Consider the following 3,368-nt stretch of genomic DNA (forward strand, 5'->3'; position numbering starts at 1 on the left):
CTGACGCGATCGGCGAACAGCTCGCGGGTCAGCGGGCCCATCTGGAAGTTGGTCAGGGTGCCGTAGCAGTCGAAGGTGATGTACTTGGGGCGCATGAGGCTCATAGGGACAGTCCTGAAGGTTAGTAGATAAAAGCGACGAAGCGTCGCAGCACCACAACTTCATTACAGCACCATGAAACAAGCATATGGCGTTAAAAGCGCGAGTCACTCAACATAAATCACTGTTTTAATCCCCCCCCCCAGCAGACTTTGCGGGGAGCTCCAAACCGGTGCGTTTGCAGGCTCCATGCATCCTCACGGAACGCAGGAAGCCTCTGTCAAAGTCCGTTTCAGACGACTCTTCCGCAGAAAATGCGCCAGATATAAACGGCAAACGGGCGTCCAAAGGAAACGCCCGTTTTAATGCTGACTCTATTTGGCTCGCCGTCTACGGCAATCTCCGCGCTGATCTTTCTTCATGTCTCGATCCACCCAACTCCATCCCTGTCCAGGTTTACAAGGATGAACCTTCTCCAACTCTAGAAACGGCTCGCTCAGCGCTGTTGCAAGGGCCGCTCGCTTTAATAGCCGCGTGAGCGGTCGATGACGTCCTTGAGCGGCTCACCCCGTTGATGTCGACGAACGTTCTCCAGCAGGATCGGCGCGGCCGATTCGGGCTGAGTCATGCTCGCCACATGGGGTGTCAGAAATACTCGAGGATGAGCCCAGAAAGGATGCTCTGCACTCAAAGGCTCAGGCTCAGTCACGTCAAGAATAGCGCGCGATAGCTGCCCCGCATCCAATGCCTCGAGCAGGTCCGCATCGACCAGGTGCGGACCGCGCCCAACATTGATCAGCGCTGCGCCAACAGGTAGTAATGAAAACAGTTCGCGGTTGAGGATACCTTTGGTGGCTGGTGTGAGCGGCAATAGGCAGATCAGCACATCGCACCCGGCAAGAAAGGGTTGCAACTGATCTGGGCCGGCAAAACTCTCCACGCCATCCATTACTCGCAACGAACGGTTCCAGCCACGCAGGTCGAAGCCGTAACTCGCCAACCGCTCCAGCACAGCCCGTCCCAACGCGCCCATGCCCATCACACCAATTGTGCGGCTGGAGGCAGGCGGTACCTCCAGCGGATTCCAGACACCTGCAGCCTTCGCTGCCTGGTAATCGAAAAAGTCGCGATGCAGCGCCAACACTCCCAGGCTCACATACTCGACCATACCATCGATGATCCCTGGCTCGACCATCCTGACAATGGGCACATGCTCGGGCAACGCGGAAAAATCGACATGGTCTACACCGGCTCCCGAAGAGAAAAACACCTTCAGCCGAGGCAGTTTGGCAATAAACTCCGCTGGTGCCTGCCAAGCAATAAGGTATTCGACGTCGTCAAGGTCGCCTGCATCGGGCCAGACGCGAAAATCGAGGTCAGGTGCGAACTTGCGAAAATAGTGCGCCCAAGCTGCAGCACGAGGCGCATCAGATCGATAGAGAATGCTCATAGCTAGTCCTACCAGCCTCCTACCCAGCCATCGAAGAGCCCCTCAGGAAGCGTTTGCTCGTTCGCGCCACGGAGAAAATCGAAGTCGCAGCCCTGATGAGCCTGTTCGATGTGTTGGTTGTACAGATTGCGATAGCCACGCACATGCCGAGACAGGGGCGGTTGCCATGCCAGGCGTCGACGTTCGAGCTCTTCCGGCTCGACACAGAGCTCCAATCGCCGCTCAGCGACGTCCAGTTCGATGATGTCGCCGTCTTGCACCAGCGCCAGCGGACCGCCGATCGCAGCCTCGGGAGAGACATGCAGTACGGCTGCACCATAGGCGGTCCCACTCATCCGTGCATCCGAGATACGCAACATGTCGCGCACACCGCGTTCCATCAGATGGCGCGGCAGAGGCAGCATGCCCCACTCCGGCATCGCCGCGCCCACGGGCCCGGCATTACGAAGAATGAGCACGCTGTTCTCGTCGATGCCGAGTTCAGGGTTATCGATCTGGTCGGCAATGGCCTGCACATCTTCGAACACGACCGCAGGGCCTCGATGCTTGAACAGCTTAGGGTCTGCCGCGCAGGTTTTCATTACTGCACCATCTGGTGCCAGATTGCCTCTAACCACGACCATCGTCTCGCCAGGCTTGACCGGATTGTCCAGCGGACGGATCACATCGCTATCGAAGACCTCCGCCGCTTCGAGAATCTCGCCGACCGTACGACCGTCGACAGTTCGCGCATCCAGGTGCATTAACGGTTCGAGTCTCTTGAGCAGTGCCGGTACGCCACCGGCGGCCATGAGTCGCTCGGTCAGGTGCTCGCCGGCAGGTTGGACGTTGGCAATCAGAGGTACGCGTCTGGCTATCTCGTCGAAACGCTCCAACGTCAGCGGTACGCCGATGCGGCCGGCGAGCGCCAATAGGTGAATGATAACGTTGGTCGAGCCGCCCACTGCGCACAGCAGGGTTATCGCATTGTCAAAGGCACGCGCATCGAGAACCTCATTCGGGCGGGGGTTTCCTTCGGCGGCCATTCGGACGCTACGGCGTCCAACCTCGCGGGCGATCTGATGACGACGTCGGTCGACCGCCGGGACCAGGCTACTGCCGGGCAGCGACACACCCAGGGCCTCGCAGATGACCGCCATCGAAGAAGCGGTACCCATTTCTGCGCAGTGGCCGGCTGTGCCCATCACGCTTCGTTCGAATGCTGCGAAATCGCCTTCGGAGAGTTCCCCTGCGCGCAGTTGATCAACTAGACGCCAGACGCCGGTGGCGTTTGCCAAATTGCCGCCAGTCGCCGAGCGAGGAGTCGCCGGGCCGCTGGCAAGGAATATGAACGGCACGCCTGCACTGGCGGCCCCCATCAGTAGCGCCGGCTGCGTCTTGTCACACCCACCAAGGAGCACTACCGCATCGAAGGGATATCCGCGAATGGTTTCCTCGGCCTCCATAGCCAGCAGGTTTCGAAACGGGAAAGAGGTCGGCTTGATGATGTTCTCGCTGATCGACATCAACGGCACCTCCAACGGGATACCGCCTGCCTCGTGAATCCCTACTTTCACCTCTTCGGCAAGCGTTCGCAGATTGAGATTGCACGGGTTAATATCGGACCAGGTGTTGAGAATGCCTACGACCGGGCGCTCCATCAGATCTTCGCGGCTCCAGCCGGCGGTCGACAAGGTCGAACGGTGCACGAAGCCAGGCAAGTCATCCTTGCGAAACCAGCGCGCGCTGCGTAGCGGCCTACCATCTTTTATTTCGTTATCGCTCATGGGGTCACCTTGTGGACGTATGTTCGGAAAATTCGTCAAGGCAGAGTTGCCACATGCCGGGGATAGGGGACGGCGTCGCACCGCTTCTAGCGGAAGCGGTGCGACGCCGGCTG

General features: G+C 59.1%; 2 protein-coding genes and 1 pseudogene. All 3 read right to left on the reverse strand.

The window, feature by feature from the left end; translation table 11 throughout:
• Positions 1-104: pseudogene (locus tag ACF8FB_RS10600) on the reverse strand (haloacid dehalogenase type II); the annotation flags it as partial.
• A gap of 458 nt (positions 105-562) precedes the next feature.
• The gene (locus ACF8FB_RS10605) at positions 563-1,489 is read right to left on the reverse strand and encodes a 2-hydroxyacid dehydrogenase (protein ID WP_392511316.1); all 927 of its coding nucleotides are present in this window, start codon (positions 1,487-1,489) and stop codon (positions 563-565) included.
• Between the two features lie 8 nt (positions 1,490-1,497).
• Positions 1,498-3,255: a dihydroxy-acid dehydratase gene (locus tag ACF8FB_RS10610; protein WP_367251058.1), complete on the reverse strand. Its 1,758-nt coding sequence runs from the start codon at positions 3,253-3,255 to the stop codon at positions 1,498-1,500.
• Positions 3,256-3,368: the final 113 nt, after the last annotated feature.

This window comes from Pseudomonas sp. yb_2 (assembly GCF_043103905.1).
GTDB classification, from domain to species: Bacteria; Pseudomonadota; Gammaproteobacteria; order Pseudomonadales; family Pseudomonadaceae; genus Aquipseudomonas; species Aquipseudomonas alloputida.